This window comes from Bacillus sp. JJ1533 (genome assembly GCF_036965045.1).
Lineage (GTDB): Bacteria > Bacillota > Bacilli > Bacillales > Bacillaceae_L > Ferdinandcohnia.
On sequence record NZ_JBALOV010000003.1, the window covers coordinates 51,456 to 73,217 of the forward strand.

Annotated in this window: 16 protein-coding genes, 1 pseudogene and 1 riboswitch; of the genes and pseudogenes, 6 read left to right on the forward strand and 11 right to left on the reverse strand. The window is 35.3% G+C overall.

Going from position 1 to position 21,762, the window contains the following annotated elements; genetic code table 11:
- Window positions 1-11: 11 nt before the first annotated feature.
- Window positions 12-995, reverse strand: coding sequence for a hypothetical protein (locus tag V7138_RS01295; RefSeq protein ID WP_335393525.1), 984 nt, complete (start codon window positions 993-995; stop codon window positions 12-14).
- Window positions 985-3,024, reverse strand: coding sequence for a hypothetical protein (locus tag V7138_RS01300; protein ID WP_335393527.1), 2,040 nt, complete (start codon window positions 3,022-3,024; stop codon window positions 985-987). Before V7138_RS01300 ends, V7138_RS01295 begins: the two co-directional genes overlap by 11 nt.
- A gap of 567 nt (window positions 3,025-3,591) precedes the next feature.
- Here V7138_RS01300 and V7138_RS01305 point away from each other — a divergent pair.
- On the forward strand, window positions 3,592-4,965 hold the full coding sequence (locus tag V7138_RS01305) for a restriction endonuclease (RefSeq protein ID WP_335393529.1): 1,374 nt from the start codon (window positions 3,592-3,594) through the stop codon (window positions 4,963-4,965).
- Window positions 4,966-5,102: 137 nt separating this feature from the next.
- Here V7138_RS01305 and V7138_RS01310 read toward each other — a convergent pair whose 3' ends face one another.
- Together V7138_RS01310 and V7138_RS01315 are read right to left on the reverse strand one after the other, a co-directional pair.
- Window positions 5,103-6,050 (reverse strand): HaeIII family restriction endonuclease, encoded by a 948-nt coding sequence (locus V7138_RS01310; protein ID WP_335393531.1) that lies wholly within the window; start codon window positions 6,048-6,050, stop codon window positions 5,103-5,105.
- Window positions 6,050-7,009 carry a DNA cytosine methyltransferase gene (locus V7138_RS01315; protein WP_335393533.1) on the reverse strand — a complete coding sequence of 320 codons (960 nt, stop codon included), beginning with the start codon at window positions 7,007-7,009 and terminating at the stop codon, window positions 6,050-6,052. The genes V7138_RS01310 and V7138_RS01315 overlap by 1 nt, the downstream gene beginning before the upstream one ends.
- A 605-nt stretch (window positions 7,010-7,614) precedes the next feature.
- Here V7138_RS01315 and V7138_RS25235 point away from each other — a divergent pair.
- The 3 genes and pseudogenes from V7138_RS25235 to V7138_RS25240 form a co-directional block, all read left to right on the forward strand.
- On the forward strand, window positions 7,615-7,776 hold the full coding sequence (locus tag V7138_RS25235; RefSeq protein WP_438824300.1) for a tyrosine-type recombinase/integrase: 162 nt from the start codon (window positions 7,615-7,617) through the stop codon (window positions 7,774-7,776).
- Between the two features lie 586 nt (window positions 7,777-8,362).
- On the forward strand, window positions 8,363-8,494 hold the full coding sequence (locus tag V7138_RS01320; RefSeq protein WP_335393535.1) for a hypothetical protein: 132 nt from the start codon (window positions 8,363-8,365) through the stop codon (window positions 8,492-8,494).
- Between the two features lie 34 nt (window positions 8,495-8,528).
- Window positions 8,529-8,639, forward strand: a pseudogene (locus V7138_RS25240) (hypothetical protein); the annotation flags it as partial.
- Window positions 8,640-8,743: 104 nt separating this feature from the next.
- Here the strand turns inward: V7138_RS25240 and V7138_RS01325 are convergent.
- The 6 genes from V7138_RS01325 to V7138_RS01350 form a co-directional block, all read right to left on the reverse strand.
- Window positions 8,744-9,655 (reverse strand): phospholipase D-like domain-containing protein, encoded by a 912-nt coding sequence (locus V7138_RS01325; RefSeq protein WP_335393537.1) that lies wholly within the window; start codon window positions 9,653-9,655, stop codon window positions 8,744-8,746.
- A gap of 799 nt (window positions 9,656-10,454) precedes the next feature.
- The gene (locus V7138_RS01330) at window positions 10,455-11,342 is read right to left on the reverse strand and encodes a glycerol kinase (protein WP_335393539.1); all 888 of its coding nucleotides are present in this window, start codon (window positions 11,340-11,342) and stop codon (window positions 10,455-10,457) included.
- 456 nt (window positions 11,343-11,798) lie between these two features.
- Window positions 11,799-15,050, reverse strand: coding sequence for a helicase-related protein (locus V7138_RS01335; RefSeq protein ID WP_335393541.1), 3,252 nt, complete (start codon window positions 15,048-15,050; stop codon window positions 11,799-11,801).
- A gap of 5 nt (window positions 15,051-15,055) precedes the next feature.
- On the reverse strand, window positions 15,056-16,828 hold the full coding sequence (locus V7138_RS01340) for a phospholipase D family protein (RefSeq protein WP_335393543.1): 1,773 nt from the start codon (window positions 16,826-16,828) through the stop codon (window positions 15,056-15,058).
- Window position 16,829: 1 nt separating this feature from the next.
- Entirely contained in the window at window positions 16,830-18,026 is a 1,197-nt protein-coding gene (locus V7138_RS01345) for a DUF6361 family protein (RefSeq protein WP_335393545.1), read from the reverse strand.
- A gap of 129 nt (window positions 18,027-18,155) precedes the next feature.
- A complete protein-coding gene (locus V7138_RS01350; RefSeq protein ID WP_335393547.1) occupies window positions 18,156-19,175 on the reverse strand; it encodes a hypothetical protein in 1,020 nt (339 codons plus the stop codon).
- A gap of 418 nt (window positions 19,176-19,593) precedes the next feature.
- On the opposite strand from V7138_RS01350, the gene V7138_RS01355 reads away from it, so the two are divergent.
- Entirely contained in the window at window positions 19,594-20,064 is a 471-nt protein-coding gene (locus tag V7138_RS01355; RefSeq protein WP_335393550.1) for a nuclear transport factor 2 family protein, read from the forward strand.
- Between the two features lie 376 nt (window positions 20,065-20,440).
- A riboswitch (SAM riboswitch) is annotated at window positions 20,441-20,543 on the forward strand.
- Between the two features lie 98 nt (window positions 20,544-20,641).
- On the forward strand, window positions 20,642-20,974 hold the full coding sequence (locus tag V7138_RS01360) for a hypothetical protein (RefSeq protein WP_335393552.1): 333 nt from the start codon (window positions 20,642-20,644) through the stop codon (window positions 20,972-20,974).
- A 134-nt stretch (window positions 20,975-21,108) separates the two neighbouring features.
- Here V7138_RS01360 and V7138_RS01365 read toward each other — a convergent pair whose 3' ends face one another.
- The gene (locus tag V7138_RS01365; RefSeq protein ID WP_335393554.1) at window positions 21,109-21,729 is read right to left on the reverse strand and encodes a hypothetical protein; all 621 of its coding nucleotides are present in this window, start codon (window positions 21,727-21,729) and stop codon (window positions 21,109-21,111) included.
- Between the last annotated feature and the right edge of the window lie 33 nt (window positions 21,730-21,762).

A 21,762-nucleotide genomic window follows, 5' to 3' on the forward strand; every position in this document is an offset into this window, starting at 1 on the left:
TTCTTTTCCTCCTAACTTAGGTTAGCTTCCAATAAATCAAGCCCTAATTTCTTTGATATTTCTAACGCTATAGTATCCGAAATACAATCAAAAACTGTAATATTCATATTTTCATTTAAATTTCCTATCTGCTTTCGAAGTATTTTATTTCTTGGAAGAATTCCTGTTGAAAAAATAGCAGCTTTATAAAGTTGTTTAGGTAGAGGTAAAATAGCTGGCACTGCAAAGCGCTTCCTGACTGAATCAAATAAAAGCACCTTTGATTTATAATAGTGCAGAATTAAATATCTCCCCCATGAAATATCGATTGCCGCTGCATTTTTGTTAAACCAAACCCATGTGTAATGTTGTTGGGACATAGGATTTGTGTATTTGACTAACCTTATTTCATCAAAAGTTTCAAATTGCCGAAAATATAAATTTTCACGACAGAAGACAGTTTTTTTCCAATTTGGTTCATCAGCGTAATTAAATATAAGAGCGTTGTTAACTTCGCTTACACTTGGCGAGGAACCTAATAAACAGTATGAAGCAGGAATTTCTATATTCCCCTCAAGTTTCAATTTTTTAACTACCTGTTTAAGGATGAATATGTTTTTAGCTTCTACAAATATAGACTTTGGAAAAAGAGCATTCTTTGCTGTTGGTACATCTACAAATGAAACATTAATTTTGTCAGAATTTTTTTTCGCTAGTCTTGTAATGTAATTTACCATCTCTATAGACCTTCCGCCAGCTAGTACTAGCCGTGGTAATCCTCTGATAGGCAATAATGCAAATGAGGGTGGACAAACTAAAACTTGTCTTTTTATATAATCTATTTCACAATACCCCATTGCCTCTAATTCTCTTAAAATAGTATAGTGGGAATATTCAAGTACTAGTTTTTCATCTCTATTAAACATTTGTTTAAGAAGAATATCATAAACCTCCTTGAATTTTTCAAAAGAAACTTTACCCATTACACTTAAAACAGTAAGAATATCAATGGACATTTTTTGCCACCTCAAGATAGCTTTCCCACAACTCTTTTAAGGGAGGAAATTCAGGACTTTTAATTGATTTTCTCATCTTACGCATGACTGTTTTCCAAAATCTAAAATCGTTTTTATCATATATCTGGTTATTGATTTGACAATCCTCTATTTTTTTCATAGAACAAAATTCAGCCTTCCACTTTCTTCTTTTTACCCTACAAATTGCCCATACAGGTTCCCATTCTAAATTTATTTCAGCCTTGCTTTGCCAGTGAAATATTTCTCCTGGGTGTTGCCCTAAAAAAATGATTTCGTTATATGAGTACGTTGGTAAGGCGTATTCCTTTTCAAATTGAATAGAATCATTATTATATACATTTACTCCTATTACTAGCGGATTATCTTCATTTTCTTGCAACCCCGCAGTATCAAAGTACCTTTTCTTGTCACGATTATATATTCTAGAGTTTGTAATTTTAAAATTTGTTCGTCGAATTTCAATACCTTCATTTAATATATTTATAGTAAGAGTTTGATCTATTGGCAAATCTTCTGGAAGTTCCCAATATCTATTCTCAGTATTAAATTTAAGTGGTTTATCATTCAAAAAGGGAATTTCTGTCCCATTACTATTTTCTATTAATAGTTTAGGTGGAGCTGCTTTTAAGTAAGTATTTCCTTTACCTAAACGAATCCCATCAACATGACGAATTTTTATTTCGCTACCAATAGTCAGTTCAGATATTCCCATACATGATTTACTCGGATTTATCCCTGAAAATAAACTCCATCCAGCCGGCACACCCTGATAATTAATTTCACTGAACGATTCGCAAGAGTTTTTTCCCCATTCCAATATGTTACTAACATAGGTTTTATTACAAAGCAAAATAAACCGAGATCCCCGTTCCAGCCGAGAAATTTCAACCAAATTATTTGGCAAGCCAAATTTTCGGCCTTCTGCAAAAACACGCACGCTAGTTCCTTTTAAAGTACATTTCCATCTATTACTTTGATCTTCAAAATTTTCTCCATTTAACCAATCCAATGAAGTTCCATTTAATATTGAACCATCTTCACTTTTGAGTTCAGAAGACCAATTTTCAATACTTCGTGTACATTGAAATAATCCTATATTTCCCTTTCTCTGCAAAAATAACGTTTCATCTGGAAACTCATTTTGGGCATTTATCCTTAAACTAAACGTAGCTTTTTCTGTGACCTTATTTAAGTTTATGCAAATTTTCAATCGAGCTCTAGCAAACGTATTTGTATCTAAGAACTCTTCCGGTAGAGAACCATCCCATTCGTTTAATTCATCGATAACCAAATTTAGCAAAGCTTGTAATAAATGTTTATCTTTTTCCTGTAAATTTAACAGTCTTAGTGTTTTCTTTGCTAAGATGTCCTGACCATGCTCTAGCAAAATATTACGGATTGTTTCATAGTCGGGGGAGTCCGAGAAAATAATACCTGCTCTATTAAATATTAAAGGGAGGCTTTTCCTTTCCTTACTCGAAATAATAGTTTGAGACTGAGGTAAGCCAACATGCCTTAAATTCCCACGTACTCTAACATTAAAACGACCCAACTCTTCAAATTTATCTTCTTTACTCCATTTTTCCAAATCCATCCACAAATTAATCATTTGATTAAAGAATGGATATTGCCCACCCCCTTCATCTTCTCTCAATAAAGATCGAAGTTTTGGGTAATATGCATTGGGAGAGTAGTTCTCGTCTTCTACATAACCAGCTAAAACAAATAACGCAAGGTAACCTATATAAGGAGGGTATTTAATTTTTTTCTTTAATCTCCAATTTTTATATGTTTGTATTGCCTTTCGACAAATACCTGAATTACTGCGGACATTAACCCATGGAGGTCCTTCAATAACTGATGAAATAAAATTATCCGTGTTCTTACCGATTTTACTTCCAATTTCGTTTATTAAAGCCTCATCTACAAATAGAAGAACTTCCTTTCCGGCCATATCTTCATTAAAAAAATTTTCTGCAATCAAATCGTTCCATTTTATATATGTCATTTTCTACCTCCTCTCTATAAGTGTTCAATTACTTGCAATCACTATATCTATTTCTAAAAAGGTTTTATGTATTAAAATATATTTATGCCATTTGAGTTTATCTGTAACACTATTTTAATAAAATTCACTCTAATATAATAGTACCACTAAATGTAAAAAACGGGCAGCTATATTGTTTTAATGAAGTAAGTTATTATAGTCCTTTCCTACGAGGTTTCAAATAGCTTATTTTGTTTAAACGTATAAAGATAAGTAAATATAAAAAGTAAATTCTATATTATTCTACTTTCCCGATTTAAGGTGTTTTCAAAAGGCATATAAAATCTCGAAAGAAAACAGATCTAAAAAGCTGCGGTCAATTAAGTCTGTTTCAAAGTTAGAGAGTGATAGCAAAAGAGCTTTTGAAAAAAGGGGTAAGATTTTGGCGAAGTATAAATGTCTAATTAGGAAACCTAATATTGAAATTAAAGAATATGAAATTTTTTTTTATCGATTCCTGTTTTTGCTATAATTGCCCTATCCATGGGTATATGTCCAAAAGCAAAAGGGATTGCTGGTAATATAAACTTGAAAGAATCAAACAAAGGGATGAAGAGGTTACAACTTACTATATTAAAAAACTTGGGTGTGAAGAAGACTTGGGAACACGAAATCAAAAATGTTCTTGAACAAACCATCGAGTGTCTAATTTTATTGTTCTATACCACTTTTTATACTTTTATTTACAGCAGTAAGAGAGCGAGGTATTATATGAAAATCTATAAATTTGATGAACTTGCGGAAGCACCATTAGTAATCGATGCTATTTATGAAGGCGGATCCTATGGTAACACGAGGGACGAGCCTTTGCCAAAGTTAATACCTAATTTAGAAAATATGGGAGGTTTCCGTAAAACCAGAAGGTTAAGTTCAGAAAATTGGGCTTATGTAGTACTATATACAACTGGAAATGAGACAGAATGGCCCGATTTGTTTGACACTGAAACTGGGATATTTCGTTATTATGGAGACAACCGTAAGCCTGGAAATACCCTACATGAAACACCCAAGGGCGGCAATAAACTATTGGCAGATATTTTTCGAACAGTTTATGAAGGTCCGGAAGCAAGAAAGAAATTACCTGCTATTTTAGTATTTCAAAAAAGAATAACAGATAATAGCAAAAGAAGCGTTCGGTTTTTAGGATTAGCCGTACCAGGGAATCCATCAATCAACCCAGATGAAGCTCTAGTTGCAATCTGGAGAACAAAGAAGGGAGAACGCTTTCAAAACTACGAGGCTTATTTTACTATTTTAGATACAGGGATAGAACCAATTTCAAAGGAATGGTTAAATGCATTAAGAATGAATCAAGAAAATCTGTTGGAGTTAGCACCAAAAGTATGGCGTGACTTTATAAAAAAAGGGCTAACAGCTGTAAAACCATTAAAAGCTCCAAAAATTAAAACATATAGAACTAAAATAGAGCAACTACCAACAAAAAAAATAAAAAAACAAATTCTAGAAAAAATCTACGAACATTATAAAGAAAATCCTATTGGTTTTGAAAAATTTGCCGTCAAAATAGTCCAACTCATGGATAAAAATTTTATTGAATTTGATTTAACACGCCCCTGGAAAGATGGCGGTAGAGATGCAATTGGCAAATATAGAATTGGCCACTTAAACGAGAAATTAATTATAGATTGTGCTTTAGAAGCGAAACTCTTTAGTCCGGAAACTGGGGTCAGAGTTAAGCATACATCAAGGTTAATTTCAAGAATAAAGCATCGACAATTCGGCGTATTTGTCACAACAAGTTATATAGCACAACAAGCCTATGAGGAAATTCAAGAAGACCAACATCCGATACTAATTATATCAGGTATTGATATAGCGGATATTCTATTTACAAACCATATAAACATTGAGAACATCGATAGTATTTTAGAAGAAAACTAATTGCTATTTATAATTAAGCAATTGATTTTTTTGAAAAAGGCATTAAAACCGGTTTAATGTCTCCTGTAACGGGTTATTAGACCAGCTTCATTTACTAGTCAAAACTAATAAGAGTCCAGAATGGACTCTTATTATACTTACCAGCCTAAAGTCTGCCTGAAAATGGTTGGCGGTAGTCCTACAAGTTGGACGTCCAGTTTGAGTGAAGGCTCAACGCGCGAGCTTGCGTTATGAACTCGAGCAGATATTGTCCAGCCTTCATCACAAACAATTAAGATCGTATTATCTGAGCCAGGCTTAAAGTGAATGTCATAAAATCTTGTCGGCAATTTAAGATGCGGCATTCTTAGAGTTGGTCTTACTCCATGAGCACTCTGGTTTAGTGTTCCTTGTAAATTAAAACCTTGAATTTCAGTTGTTCTTTTGCCTGGTTTAACAATTGCCTTATAAAAGTCAAATCGCCCCAGTAAGTACTCCAACAATCTTTGTGGTATCTGACCAGGATAAATACTGTTTAGCCTCCACAACTCTTCTATTAAAGCATTGAGGACTGGTACATAATATCGGTTTGCCTTATCTGGGATTTCGCTCCATAACACGTTATGTGATCTTAAATCATTGAGCTCATTAAAGATAGGAACAACGTAATGAAAGTAATCAGCAGTTGAGTTATACCCAAACCAAGAATTTCCAATATCAATCGTAGAGGATAATCTGGAATGCTTAAGAGCAGCGTGATTGTTCTTACAAGATATTCCTATTTCCCATCCTTCTGTGCTTCTCACACCTATTACATCTCGAACGTCGCCGGCTTGACCTGCTGAGTCAGGTTGAATTGAAAGTTGTAATGTTCCATTACCGTGAATTAGCCGCGGCTCTAATTGAAGGATTGTGTTTATTCCTGCGCTTGCACCAGCGCTCATGCTTTGTTGCGACGTGTTCGGAAATGACAAATAAGCATTTTGTGCTGTTTGTAATTGGGGTGAATCAATAACCATAACATTAGTTTGTCTACTTAATGTTTGATCAAGAATTTGCAGAAAAGCAAACTCTAATGCCTTGCCATTTTTAGTTTGGGTTGCCATCAAATCACTACCTTTGTTCTCTCTATTTCTACAGCTTTCTCAAGTGATTCGGCAAATTTGTATCCGACGGCTTCAGCTAGTTTAGGAGGGACAGCATTTCCAATTTGTTTGTACTTGCTTGTTAAATCCCCTTCAAACTCAAGGTTTGGTGGAAATGTTTGAATAGCAGCAGCCTCCTGCCAACTAAAACGTCTTGTTACCCCTTCACCGAATTTCCATAAGTCTTTATCAAGTTTAATCATATCCGGCGAACTAGGATGAAGTGTTACTTGTTTAGCCATTGCTGGTATTGTATAACTAACTTGGTCCCAATCACGTTTTCTATTTCGGCTCATGTATCTTGATGAAAAAGGTGCTTGGCAAACGTCATTTGGATTTGGTTCAGGGAAATTTCCAATAGCCTCTTGTAAAGAAATTCTACCGGTTGGCTCAGGGAACTCAAAGCCTTTATCGATATCTTGTCTAATTCCAACAAGAATTACTCTTTGACGATCCTGAGGAACATTAAAATCTGCTGCATTAAGAATCTGATGATATAGGTTGTACCCTTTTGAGCTAAAATCTTCAACAATCTTCTCTAAAATTAATCCTCCAGCCATTGTAGTAAGTCCTTTAACATTCTCCGCTAAAAAGCCGATAGGCTGTTTTGCTTCAATCACTCTACTAAGCTCTAAATAAAGTTTATTACGCACGTCAAGAACTTGACGTGGACCGGCTGCCGAGAACCCTTGACATGGGAAACCTCCTGTAACAATATCTATGTCATCAGGAATATCATCTACACTAATATTTTCAACTTTACCAGGTACTACTAATGCATCTGACCATTTAGAAAAAGTCGTGCAAGCATCCTTGTCCATATCGTTGGCAAAGACTGTCTGGAATTTTCCGGTTGCTTCTAATCCTAAGTCTAGACCACCTGCGCCACAGAATAAAGACGCAACTTTAAATTTTTTCATATTCTCCACCTCATTAAATGTATTATACTTTGTTTTTATGGCTTATCCAACCGTTTAAAATTGGAATGATATTTAGCCTGTAATTATTAAGAACATCTGTTCTTATAATACTATATATTCCCATGGATTGGAACTAATGATTCTTCCTTAATTCCCGATTACAAGTTATAGATTATAAATAAGGGAACTTTATGGCTCCCTTCATAAATGAGAATGTATCAAGATCAAATAATACTTGTTCAAATCGCTAATACTCTTCAGGAAAAGCCGTGGAATTCGTTAGTAACCAAGATAAGATTGATACAACTTCAGCTGTTAGTAGTATTTATCTGTAACAAAGAAACCGAAACCTAGTTTTTCTGCTATTTTAGCTTTATCAGTGCCTACGTTTACTGTTACCCCATATTGGAGACTATTACATCGAAAAAAGATGCCTGCCCCCCAATACGTTAATGAATTACCACAATGAGGGTCAGGCACCATCTTTAAACTAAATAAAAAAACAATGAAAGAATTTAGAAGACTTTTCGAGACAGTTACACCTAATCTGTATGGCTCAGTCTTTTATAGCCCAGAGTCCAAATACAGAGAAATTAGCAACACCAATGCCAACAAACTCTAAAAAAACCTTACAAGAACTTGGAATTTCTCCAATGACGATTCATGGCTTAAGACACACTCATGCAAGTGTTCTATTATATATGAAAATTGACATTAATTACGTGTGTGAACACCTGGGACATAGCAATATCGAAACGACATATTAACACTATTCTCACGTGATTAAGGAACTGCGGGAGGAAGAGGAGAAACTGACGATAGAAACTTTTAAGAATATGTAGGCTCAGAGACTAACTCTGAGCTTTCATATATCACAATTCAATAAAGCACCCTTTATTGAAAAAGCATTTTATTGAATAGTATATTTTTACTGCTCAGCAAACGACTTTGGGTATGTTACTTGTTCTTAAAGCTAAGTAAAATTGTTTCAAGATGATTCTGTATTTAAAGTTCGTTATGTTTTTATAAGTTCAATAGTCTGCTACCCTTTTCGGGGTTAAACCCTCTTTTCATTGAGGCAATACATTAGTTTATAGCGAATCATATTGGAGATAAATAAATAAAAGTTCCATGAGGTGAAGAGTTTGGGACGATCAATTCTAAAACAAAAAAGTAGTGGTATTTGAAATTAGAAAATTAAATTGTTGGGGCATATATTCAATGTACTAATCACAAACTCCATAAGCCTAAGAAATACTTAGCTATACTTTCTTCGCGGAGTTAGTTACTATTTTTGTGTATGGATATTACCGTGTATTTATTAATAATACTTTCACCATGTAAAGGATCTACATGAATTCGATCAAATGGACGGCCATGACTTCGAACATTGCATTGCTTCATATAAAGTTTGTGTATCGTGCTGAGGTTACAAAGGGCGGTGGTGACTTTGGTGCAGATCTATTACTGTGCAAAGAAGGGTAAAAAGTACGTAGTATAAGCTTAGCGTTACAGTCGATCAATCGGTGTATCTGCAATGCAAGAGGTCGTAGGGGTTGTCGGCTATTATAAGGCTCTATGCGCAATGATAGTAACGAATAACTCTTTAACCCTGTTGAGGAGGAAATAGCGAAGCATAACCGTGTTAAGCTATGATCGTGATGAGCTGTCGCATATGATGAAAGGAAGAAAAAATCCCCGTCGATGGTGACGAGGCTTTCTTTTTTTTATCATCTATTCATTATACACTCTGTGATTTGTTAGAGCGTCAAATATGCATTTAGTACAAAATCTATATTCCCTACCTCTTCTAACAAGCGTATCTACTAGACCATTACTATCTGTCCCCCTGTCTAGTTCCTGAAAGTGTACGCTTATTAAAGAATTCCTATTTTGAACGTCGCTACATAATTCACAAACGCCTACGGTCCATTCACTCGGTCCTGGAGAAAGGAATCTTCTTGTGGCACATTCCATAAAGTATGATATTTCTGTAACTTCATGGGGATCTATACTTATTAGATTATGTTCGAGACTAAAATTGAAATGCGAGAGTATATCATCAGTAACTGTTCCATCTAACTCAGCATCCCCCGCCGTCAAGCCCCTACACTCTGTACATATAGTATTGAACCTTTCTTGGTGGCCATTATTTGTATACTCAATAACACTTTCTCCATTTTGCTGTATAGCACTACCTATAATGAACATTTTATTGAATTCTCTAACAAACTGGGATATTACCTGTTCATCAGTAATTCTAATCATATTTTCCCAGTGAATTTGTGCAGCATGTTCTGTTGCATTATAGGAACCTAACCAAAGGATATCATCAATAATAACAAATTTATGGTGCATAAGGGAATTCACACTTTCTTCTCCATTAACAACACCCCCAAGTTGAACACATTCATTTGTATAAGCTGTTGTCACTATTCTATGTCTATTAGCATTAGTATTTATAATAAACTTTTTTTGGGAATTAATATTAAATTTCCCGATTATTTCTAAAAAGTCATTATCATTAATAAATGCCATTGCAACATAAATCCTTTGCTTAGCATGTTTTAAGTCCAATAGCAATCTGTCTCTTATTTCAGACCTTTTTCCAGGTCTAGTGAAATATACTTCAATATTATTGGGCATTTTCTCGTCTCCTCTATGTTTACTGCTTCTGTAATTCTATACAGACATACTAAATCCTTCTTTTTTCCTATTTATATAAAAAAACCCGCCATTAGGCGAGCGAAGGGAACCGTAATATCCCTGCTTTCGTTACTTCCCGAAACTTAACTTTCGTCTAAAACCGCTCTATATAAACAAATTCGTCAGACTCCTAAATCTCTTAGCTTGGTAACCTCTTTTTCTTTCTTATGGAGGTACTCTGAGCTTCATTAAACCGAGATACTCTCCGTCTTGTTCAGAGTGTACCCAACCGAATTCATTTTTGCGCTAACCTGTAACAATTACATCAGCATATTGGTAATTGATATCTTTTACCACGAATTACTTCGCTTACCTACTTCATAACGTAAATCTTTCATTTTTTACACAAATCTCCCTTAAGTGATTGATTTAGTCTACTATGCATTATTAACTGCCTATTACATTAAATAATAGTTGCTCCGCAAACAATCAAAGGTATCCTCTTGTGTAAAAAATGTGTAAAACAAATTCAAAACCCACCTACTTCAGCCTTTACCCAAAAAACTAAAAAACACCCACAAACATTGATGTATGAACATTTGCGAGTGTTCTATAGTTTCTTAATTTAACTCAATTTTACCTAAAGATACCGGTGGTCGGGGGGCGAACAAGTACTACTTAGTTTTATGTATTTGGTTACATAATCCCTGGTTTTAAGTTCACTACTATCAATATTTTCAAAAAGGGTATATCAATTATCCTAAAAGTTTTCCAATTTACCATTGTAATAAATTATTTATCAATACGCCTGTATTCCAAACCTTAGTAGCTTCTTAGGCAATATATCATCTAAATTTTTAATGTCATTATCATCTAGTTCAATCAGATTAAATCCATATTTTTCATAGACTCTTATTTTCTCTTTTTTTCTTTCTTTATATCTCTCGTCATTTTCCAGACCCCAAAACTCAATGTATACTTTGCCTACTGGTAAGTAAAAATCACAATATACATCTTCTTCAATTGGAAGTTTTCGCTCGTAAGCATGAACTATTTCGGACATATACAACCAGTTATCTATTAGCATCTCTGCTCTAGAACGTACATAATGCCCATCCGCACTTCTATGCTTCGCTTCAAACTTTTCACGAAATTCTACCGTAGTATTTTTACTTTCATTTTTTTCTTCGAACGCAGAGTCTCCTTGAACTTCTTTCAAAGCGTTGATAATACTCTTTTTTGTTAAAATCTCCGGGTTCCAACAAACATAGGGAATACCCGTCTTTACATGTTCAAATTGTTTTCCACCCATTAAATTACCAAGTGGAGTAACTCTCCATCCCTTCACATCTTTTTGAACTAAGCCCAATTCGGAAAGGATTGGATTGATTCTAAACTTTGAAATTCCAAAATGTTTTCCCAACGAAGTAGAAGTAAGCAAGTTTTTTTCGTTCTCCAATTTTTGAAATATGGAATTATTTTCCATCTCTTCATTCCAGGCAATGTATGTACCATACTGAGGATGTGATTTCACTATACCTCCCTGTTTCTTTCCATTCTCTGTTAATATCCAGTTATTTTCTTCTCTAGTTATTAATCCTTTATCAGCAAGCAATGCAAATACATCCTTAACAGGTATTTGTATTGCCTTAGAGAGTGCTGTAGTTGATAAATATTTTACTGACATTACCGATACCCCTATCCAGCTATAAATATATGTTTAAATCTAAATCAGTCACTGCATAGGGAAATTATACCATACTAATAGAACCACATGATTGACAACTCTAATAGTTCTCTATGCTAGATTTCCTCCCTCTAACATAAGCAGAGACTCCAAACTATCTTCAGACAATGTCTTTCCTTCATCTACCATGTTCAGTAAAAGCATATGTTTAAAAAAGGTCTAAACTATCCTTTTCAAGAACTTCCTTTAACTATGGTCGATCATTTTTTCTTTACCATCATCAAAATCATAAGTAACGCTCAAGACTAGATGAAGATATAAATCCACTAATTGTTGCATGTAGAAATGACAAAGAAGCATCCCCTAGATAGATAGGACTACTTCTCTGTTTCTCATGTAATTTTTCTCTGCTCTAATGGATGGAGGTTCATTCCCCTACTTCAGAAAAGGTATTTCTTAACCCCTATAATAAGGACTCAAATTCATAAACATCTCTTTAAGCTCTGCTTCATCCACATCATGATGGAAGATATATTCTAGAAGTTCCTCTTGGTTTGCTTGTCCTAGACTTAATCGGTAAAGCTGAAGTATTTTCATCAGCCGATGATATTTTTGACCATCCTTACTAAAAGGGTAGATAGGCACAATTCGTTCGATTTGAATTCCTTGGTCCCCAGAAAGTGTCCAATATGGAACAAGCTCAGACGTAGTTTCATCACGTTCACTTTCATTCGCGTGTTCAAACATTTCCTCCCAAATATCACTTTCAAATTCGATATGTCCATATTTTGCAGCTATGTTTTGACGAATCGCAAACGACTTATATCGATTAATTCTGCCTTCCCGTTGTTCCAAATCAATTGGATTTGAAGGTAAGTTCCAGTGAACGATTTTCCGACAATAATAATGAAAGTCTAATCCTTCTTGTCCTATTGAGGTGGAGGCAAGCACAAATGGTCGGAATGGCGAATTAAAGGATTTCCTAACACTCTGTTTTCGGTCGTGTGCCTTGTCCTCATTTCGTTTATCAGCAAAGCCAACTGCATAAGATGTTCGCATACGTAATCCCGATGCGGTGCTCCCTTTTGTGACCCTTCTCTTGAAACTCGAGAAAGTATCTACTTGTAGGGGGGCACTACGAAATTCTAAAGATTCTCGGATAGCTTCAATTAGCTCATGATTTCGTTCTGTTGGATCTTTCTGTTTTAATCCACCTTCTTCAAGCAACATATGCGCATATTCATCAACCATTGCCTGGAAGTTGCCATCTACACAGTATCGGAGTACATTCTTCCAATGGGTGTGCTCTCTATCTTTCGTTGTGTACTGTAAATCGACGATCGCGATTGCTTCTTGAGAATTAAATCTGTTTAGTACAGATTTTGAAAACATGACGATATCCGTTAACGTTTTTGAGTCAACTTGGCCGACCATGCGTATTCCACAAACGCTGGGAGAACCGAGAGCCATATTCACTAATACGTCTACTAAATCATCTGGTTTCTTTCCTAAAGTAGGGTATTCCTCCGATAAGAAAATGTCCCTTAATTCTTTAAAATGGAGTGTTAATGCTTTGTCATCGCCATCTTTTGTAGCACCTTGGTCATCATCTTCCATGAAATGCTCATCAGCGAACCAATTCTTTATATCAGGGTCGTCTAAATCAAATAAAAGAGGAGCCATAAAATACCATCTTTCATCTATTCTCGCACTTTCTTCCTCTGGTATTTCATCAATCATGCGCCTAATTTTTTCACTGATTTCTGCTTTAATCTCAGGTAATGTTACGTTCCGATTTAAGACATCAATCGGATCAAATAACTTCGCTAACGAAAGAGATGGATAGAGTAGCGTCAGGTGATTCATATTAGATGGCGCGTTATCTTTCATGACAAAGCGAAGTCGTGGCTGTGGAAATCTCCTTTCAGCTGAATAGAGATAATTTTTTTTACTTTTGCGTTTTTTCTTACTAGGTATCTTTTCTATTATTCCACCTACAGTTAAGCGCTCTGCTTCATACGATAGTAACGTTGCTATTGACCTTGGCACCATTTCCCAAGCAGAAAAAACTAACACCTTCGAAAACTGCTGATGCCCCGCATAACTTCCTCCAAACTCGTAGTAAGGACGCGATGGTGGGACCCATAATAATCTCTCTGCCCCTTCTGGTAAAGCAATTTCCTTGAGTTTTGACATTCTTGCATTTACATCGGGTATTTTCTTATAGGTATCAATTCCTTTTCTCTCAACCCATAATCGTTCTTTATTGGCTAATGAAACTTTATCTGGATGATGAATGAAATATTGTGAGATTTTCTGTTTCAATTTATATTTATCCATAAAAGACATCAAGAATGGCGCAGATTTTACATATTCTACTGGGAGTTTATCAGGTAGTTCCGCTTCTTGAAGAAGTTGATCCATATTCAGATAGGATTTTACATCTTCTTCGGTAACCTCTAAATTCTCGATTCTTCCTTTAATCAATTCACTTGCGCCTTCTGCCAGCATTCTCTCCGTGCGTGCTATTCCTTTATAAAGCTGTTCCTCTGCTTCTTGCTTTTTTGCCCTTACAACTGCAAAATCATGATGTGTAAACTCACTTAATACTGTAGAGTAATCTTTCCATACCGTTTCAAACTTCTGTTGCTGATCTGGATTTTTCTCAAACAAGAAATTCGTGACTTGGAAGAATTCGTGGTAATGTTCATCACTTCCTGACTCCAGAATTTCCTCTAATGTTGAGTACATTTTATAAGGTGTTGCCGATAGAAGTAACGTTTTCACTTCTTCTTTTGATGAATTACCACTGTTGAAGAATTTCTTTGCGAGAATTGCGGTCTCACTTTCACTATCTGTATTGATTAACTCCGAAAATCGTTGGAACTCATCCATGATGACCAAATCTGGTTCCATCATCTTCACACTGATTTCAGCCATCATTTTACGTAAAAAAAGAATAACCTTCTTTGCGCCTTCTACTCTTGTATCAGGATAATTTGCTTCCTTGATGAGTTGGCAAACATCTTGAATTTCCTTACGTATAGATGGATTGTCATCAAAAGCTCGTCCGATCTGTTGGAGCATTGTTTCAATGTATTCCCCATTACTTATTTCATCAACCGACAATACCTTGTCCTCAAAATAGTCCTTTAGCCAGTTCCAACTTGATTTGGCCTTATCCATCATGAACCAATCTAATTCTTCGATATGTTCTTCAAACCCTTTGTATCTTCTTAATAATGCAAACATCAGGGCTCTTTCATTTGCACTACCAAATCCCGAAGTCATTTCAAAAGATGTCATGGGAGTTAACGGAATTAATTGAATATATTTTTCCTTTAACTCATCATCATACTTATCTTTAAAAATTCTAAGGTGCTGCATGGATAAACGATTCGTAGAGGCCTTTTCCACCTTTACCTGTTTATCAATCATTAATTTTTTTATATTCTGGCTAGCAATTCCCTGATTCGAACAAACATACACAACCTTAAATAAGGGATCCTCTACTATTTCCCTGTGGTACCTAGCTGTTTTAGCAATAACTCCTTTGGCTATTAACGTTTTTCCAAGACCTACTTCATCGGCTACAAGTACACGGCTATACTGATTGGTAAATAGATCATGAATTCGTTCAACCGTGGCTCTTTGGAAATCCTTTAGCCCCGAAAGAATTTCCGCTTCTTTCTTTTCCAGATTTATCATTTCATTCACCTATTCTGATTTGCCCTTTTAAATATTTGATACAATTTTTCAAAGTCCTCTGGGATGATTTCTTCGTCACGAATAATATCCATGACATATTCCACATCATTCAGCTTGTCAGGAGAGCGAGAAACAGTCTTAAGCATATTCTCGTAAAGAATAGGTCCATCTAAATAAGCGGAGTCCCATACAATGTTCCCTTTTTTACTTCTCTCAAACTGTTCTAGAGCAGCTAATAAGAAATCATCCGCTAATAGAAACGCAACATACCTAAGAAATGTCGCTGGGTCACGAATAATACTTTTATAGATCTCGCTATCCCTTTCAGCCGGAATTCCTTCTGTATCAATTTTTATGATTCTTTCTATTTGAGCATCCTCTATTACTGCTTTGACACGATAAAATTCTCCAAGTTCTACTAAGTTCAAATCAGAGAAAAGAACGGTTTCGTCTAGTAGTTGCTCTTGAACTTGACTTAACAATGGTTTAATAAAAAAGCGAATCGTACCCTGTAGTTCCTTGCTTTGAATCGCCAACGAATATGTACTTTGTGTCTTTGTAACATATGCCCGTAAATCACTTCTACAAAGCTGCTTAATCCCTTTTTGTAGTTGTTCTAGTACATCATCTTCCTTTTCTTCTTCAAAAACAGGAAGGACATCAATTTTTTCAAATGGATTGTCTTCCTCGTCTTTTCCAAATAAGTCTTCAAGTAATTGTTGCATTTTAAACCCATACTTTTTATATTTTAGTTTTAATAAAAATTCCACATTTCCGTGAAACGCATTCCTCGAACAATTCGCAGAACCTATGTAAAAATGATGTTGATTATATTTACTCTTCGCATATAATTTTGCGTGAATATCCTGCTGCTGTGCTTGTCCCATTTCCTCTTCATCTTCTTCGCTGATAACACCTTCCCCATCAACAATCATTTCTTTTAAAACATAGATATCACTATAATCTAGAATGTCATGTGGAAGCTTATGTAACTCTGTTCTCCTTGTAATCAATACAAACTTCTTATCTGACAGTTTTTTCTCTTTTATCTCATTTATCGTACTTCCACTCAAAAACGGAGACATGATAATAAGATCATGATATGTATCAAAAAGTTCCGTCTTGTCCTTGCTGTACTCTTCGATTCCAAGTGGTAGGAAATCATAGTCCACAAAGTTACCACCTGGTACAAAATGTACGTAATCCAACGCTGATATCAACTTCTTCATGGATTCTACCTTCGTTGCATCTGGTACATAAGGAAGGAGAAATTGAAAGAAGTCTTTAAGTGGCTTTGTTTTCGTATTCACTTCCTCTTGCTTTTCCCCTTCCAATGCCAATGCAAGATCCCAACTACGATCAAACGTTAGGTTTCTTGTTAACACAAGGAGACGATATAATTCACGATTTTCCTCATTCACATATTTGATCAACCATAGTTTGGGATGGAAGGAGAGGTTGTTTTCTAACGCGATTTCACAAACGCTATTTTCTACTAAAGCAAAAATGGTATTGTTATTCTGAGGTACCTTTATTTGCCCTGCTTCGCAGAATATCAAAAATTTATCTGATGCTCTTCTAAGTCCTTCCAACATAAAAATTGGATTGTCGTGGAAAGCATGACCCATTTCTTCTGCTAAGCTGAGTGCCAATGGGACCCCAATCAATGCTTCTAAATCGAGTGAATAAGTTGTCCCGATTGCAAATTCCACTTCATATCCTACTGGTGGTTTTAACATATCGCTATAGTTCAATCTGTTCTTATCAGGTTTAAGCACGCTACTCCTCCAATCCTTCCAAAATATCGTTTATAATCGCCTTCGCAATTCGAAAACGATAATCCAAAGACCTTATACCAACCCAATTTCCGTCATAAGAAAAGGCCTTCGAATTATATAATTTGGCACGATCTTTTGATTTTAATTCTATCTCTCTAGTAATTAGTAGTTTATCAATTTTTTCCTCGTTACCATTTGTTGCAAGCTTCTGCCAATCACGAAGAAAATTTTTCAATCGAATATTTCGTCTGTCTATGTGTAAAAGGTTTATCACTTCTAAATAAGGAAAAGATGCGAATTCATTTTTCACAAAAGAACTATTTAACCATTTTTCCCATTCGTCAACTGCCTGCTGGTTCTCCTGTTTTGAAAGGATGACATTGTATCGTATATTGGCTCCAGAGATAAAATGATTAAATTTGGTTGCTAATTGATACATTCTCTTTATTTCTTCTGGTAAAGCAAACATCTCTCCAACCATTTCGAAACTTTCAACTTGTTTCAGTTTTTCGGGATCTTGTTGAAGTAAAAAAGCAAAAAGGCTGTGTTCTGTTTTAGAAGATAAGAGAATTCGTTGCTTTAAAAACTCCGCTTCTTGTCGAGTTAGCTTTATTTGAAGATTTTGTTTCCAATCGTCCTCGGGTAATAGGCAATGCCAGAACGTCCCACTATATTCATTTCCAACGTCGGCATCATCTGTCTCTTCGTCACCTAGAGACTTTAAGGCTTGTTTATTTCGTTTCATTGCGTTTACTGTTTTCGCGTAATTATCGAGAGTAAGGTTTTCATATTTAAATATTTCAAATTTCCTAAGACCGTTCCAATAGATACTGGATGGCTTTCTTTTTAGTTTCTTTCCAGATCTGCCTCCAATAATTCCTTCCAGGTTTTCACCTTGTTTTAGTACATCGATAAGTTCAAGTTCTTGTTGTGATAGCTTATCTAGGAATTGTTTGTGGCTAGCGAATGACTCTTTTTCGAGATCCATTAGTAAATAAGGAACAATAAAAAAGTATTTAGCTCTCGTTTGTAAGGTAGATGTTCCTGGGAAGAACGTATCTGAGAAACCATCGCGTATCATGCCGATACCAAGCTCATCAACAGCTCCTTTTTGTGCAAGTAAATCAAGTATTGCCATTACTTTATTTCGATGTTCATTTGAATAGTCAATCCAGCCTAGTTGAAGAGGATTTACCATTTGCTTGTCCTCCTGTTTTTTATAAAAACTGTTTATCACTTAGCATTTTAATTTTCTTAGTTACTATACAATTTCAAGTTAATTTTCTTGCGATAAAGGTTCTACCACCATAATTAAGTAAATAGAATATCACCCATTGTCCTTCTCTAATAAGTCAATAATTACATTTACCACTTCATCAATGTTTTCACTATCTGTTAATTGAACTTCACAACAAGAACCATTCCAGAACTTTTGTACAGAAGCGGATAATGATTTAATTGTATGAGATGGTAACATTGGTCTTACATAGTCCTCTTCTCTCATCAAGACAATACGAAGACTTCTCTTATTAAAGATAAAGATAGCCTGTTTTTTATTTTCTCCTTTTCGTAACCCTATATAATATTTCGTAGCGTTAAATTCGGCTTCTGGATATGTTTCTTTCACCATCCCTCGTATTGAAAGGTAAAGATTTTTAATCTTATCAATCGCATAGTCCATATGTATTTCTTCTGTGTATTCTTTCTTCACTTCTTCGTCTGCGTCTTCGTCAATATTCATGACAGAGTACTCAACATTTTCGAAATCAGGATCAAGTGTAAAAATAATATCCTTGCCGTCACTATATTTTTTTAGTATTAATAGTTTCACCGTATTCCCCCATTCACCATAGGTCTCCATGATGTCCGGTAACTCTTTTTTCTCCCCATCAATAATAATCAATATGTTTCGGCTGGTTTCCACAGTGTCCTTCATGAATTTATAAAGTTCTTGCCTCCCTAGTAGACTCCGGAACTTTTCAGTGATTTCTTTATCCTCCTGTACAAGGGAATAAAGCTTGTTTATTAATTCATCCTGGCTTTTACGATTATTAAAAAAAGCAAAGAACTTTGTAATTTGTGGAAAGATATGACCATAAAAACTATGTTGACTTAACTCCGCTTCAACGAGATAAAAAACAGGATTGTTTAAATCAGACAAATCGAATAAGAAACCGTCTGGTATGCTCCCACCCAGTGATTTTCCTTCAATTTTCTTTTTAGCATCAATATAAATAGAACGTTGACCAAAAAACAGTTCAGCATTTTGGACAACGTCTCTTTCTAATTCGATTTCCTTTCCATAGGCTACTTCTGAAAAACGTTTGTTTTGAAAATACACACTCATTTTCGTTAGCTCCCTTTAACTTATAATCATCCACTTTTGCATTTTTAAATAGCATTTTGCATGAGTAAGTTTATATATAGACTCGGTTTTTTGTGCTTTTTATTTAGGTAAATTATACCATATCAGTTCGATAATTAACCTCTTTACGCCTAGGTCTATAAAAAAGGTGCATGACCCCCATGCGGAAACGTTTATCCGTAAAGAGAACAGGCACCATCAACTGTTCATATATTCCAAAATGTTAGAATCCATTGTAATGGTGTAAGCTCACTCCTATTTTTCAGACAATTTTATTGAAATGTTGGATAAACGACATTTCTCCATTTCTATTGGTACATTCGTTTTTTTCCTCCTGTTACTATAAAGTCACAAAGCAATTGCAAACCAATTTTATTAAAAAATGAGAGGAGAATTTAACATGAATATGCAATTTGCAAAAACACTTTTGGACCATTTTAATTATGATGGGCAGGATAAGGCCTTGGCGATGTTTGCAGATGATGGTGTATTTGAGGACTTCACGATTGGATTTCGCATGGAGGGTAAGGAGCAACTAACCTCCCTTTTCCGTGGATTCTTTGACCCTGACCAAATGAAACATACGTTTAATGCCCTTAGTTACAAAGGTAACGAGAATGGTGGTGCGATCGAGTACACATGGGAAATGCAAACGAAGGAATTTATGGGGGTTCCAACAAACGGCCAACTAGTAAACCTTCGTGGAACTATGGTAATCACCTTGAAGGATGGAAAGATTACGAGTCTTATCGACTACTATGACGCTGCTAGCGAAATTCTTAAATTAAAGGAGAATACTCAACCAATTCAGGCTAAAGAAAATAAAATCACTCGATTATTCAAAGCTTTATTTAAACGAAAAGCAAGCTAAGCTATTTATTTTTTAAACGTGTGCAAGAGCCAAAATATCATCTTATACAAGTATTGAGAGGAGATTTAGTATGAATATACAATTTGCAGAACAACTTTTAAATAATTTCACCTATGAAGGACAAGAAAAAGCTTTAAATATGTTTACGGATGATGGTGTTTTCGAGGATTTTACTTTTGGATTCCGCAAGGAAGGTAAAGACCAACTAACTTCCCTATTTAGTGGATTCTTTGATCCAAGTCAGATGAAGCATACGTTCAAGGCACTGAGTTATAAGGGTGACGAGAATGGTGGTGCTATCGATTATACATGGGAAATGCAAACAAAAGAGTTTTTGGTACCTACTTGGTGTAGGTATAATATATATAGTTCAATAAGGTTATCAAGAGTGAACGAGAGTCCTGGCTCAATGACTTCACAGCAACCTGCCAATAGGTAAGGTGCTCCAACCAGCAAAGCAATGCTTTGAATGATGACGATCGGCTTAGGCTCTTTGTTGCGTTCATACGCAATGAAGAGCCTTTTTCATTGCTTTCATTCTTGTACTTTATTGATTTAAAGTTTAGGAGGAAAAAAGATGAATACTTCGGGATTTATAAGAGAAATGATGTCAAAAAATACGGTGGGAGAAAAATTTTTGATTCAGGTTGCGACTTGCATTGAGCAAGAGCTGCAGGAATGGGATCCAGATTTTAAAGTGATCGTAATGAAGCTCAAAAACTATGAATTGGCTGTTACATGTACACAAGAATCTCTCCAACTTACAATTACAGAAACAGAGATAAAAACCCTTCAACAAAGAGATCCGTATGCCCTAGATCGAAAACTATGGAGGGTTCTAGAGCAACAAGGCCTTCAGATCAAACGAGGTTCAGGAAATTATTTAGGATATGTATTTATGAAAAAGTAGGATATTTATGGCCTAACCCCAAGCACAGTAATGCTTTAATGCACTGGTGGCAGGCCCATCATAGTACTTTTGTGTCACTGGTCACATATGTACCTATTTGTCTATCAAATTGTTATATTTCTCATCTCACTGGTTCAACCAAAAATCAAACTAAAAATACGTTCATACGCATCATAGATTTTATTTGCCTCTTCAGGTTGTTTGAACTCATCTTGATATTGACCGACAAACAAATCTAATTCACGAAAATCAATCAAAATATTTACCAAAACTTTTGGAATTTCCTCCCACGAATAAATCTCGTCAATAATACGTGTTAATTCATGGTAGATTCTTTCAAATTGTTGTTCATCCATTCCTTTGCCAGTTTGAAGTTTTTTAAAAAAATTTCCGTTTTCGTTGATTTTCTCAATCAACCTGACAATCACTCTGGCTCTTTCGGGTTCTATTTCTCCTTTATCTTTCGTACATCTTTGAATCAGCTTTTTGGTATTTTCGGCTGCGTTCTTAATACGGACTGATTCTTCACCACCATATATTAAAGAAAAGTTGTACAGTTCATCGTATAGTCCAACTAAAGTATGGACGACTTCTCCCGGAATACTTGTACGATTCTCCCATTCATCCGCACAGACGGTGAGAGCCTTAACTAACCTTTCATACTCCTTTTCATGGAATCCATTTCCCATTCTTAGTTCTACGAGTAAATTTATTTCTGACTGTTCAAAGGCGTCTATGATCTCTTTGTCTTTCACAATCTCACTCTCCTCTGAAAAGGTCTTGGAAAA